Origin of the sequence: Streptomyces sp. SID12501, from assembly GCF_010550245.1 — a bacterium.
Taxonomy (GTDB): Bacteria; Actinomycetota; Actinomycetes; order Streptomycetales; family Streptomycetaceae; genus Streptomyces.
In genome coordinates this window covers 1-543 of the sequence record NZ_JAAGLU010000366.1, presented here as the reverse complement: position 1 = coordinate 543, position 543 = coordinate 1, and the positions used below count along the sequence as shown (strand labels likewise).

Genomic DNA, 543 nt, shown 5'->3' with positions numbered 1-543 from the left:
CTGGCAAGCGGCACGACATGCTGCCCATCGCGGTCTTGGTCTCCACACCCGGCAGCGTCTGCATCGAGCGACAGAATCCGCGGCCCGCCAACCGCACGGTGCCCGAGGCCACTGTCATCAAGCAGCGCCAGGACATGGTCGACTCATACTGGACCCTCAAGGCGGAGGGCTTCCCCGAGGTCGTCTTCTCCGACGGTCTCTGCCGACTTCTGCCCTACCTGGAGCGCCTCGGCGCCAAGCGCACCGCCGACCTCGGCCTGGACAGCGGCGGCGGCCTGGGCGACCTGCTCCTCGTACGCCGGGCCTTCGGCGAGGAGATCCTACCGCTGTGGCGCCGGGGCGACGGCTCCGACGTCGCCGACGGCGACCGCGTCGCCGGGATCCGTTTTGGACACGCGAAGAACACCTGCACGGCCACCTCGTCCGCCGCACCGACGACGGCGCCTCGCCCTCTCCTGGACCCGACCCGCCCTTGAACAGAAGCCCGCCCGATGGAGCGAATCCGCCGCCACTTCGGCTACACCCCCGAAGCCAACTTCCCCG

Annotated in this window: 1 pseudogene; it reads left to right on the top strand. The window is 70.2% G+C overall.

Features of this window, described 5'->3' with window-relative positions:
• A pseudogene (locus G3I71_RS46270) lies at positions 1-476 on the top strand (hypothetical protein); the annotation flags it as partial.
• Between the last annotated feature and the right edge of the window lie 67 nt (positions 477-543).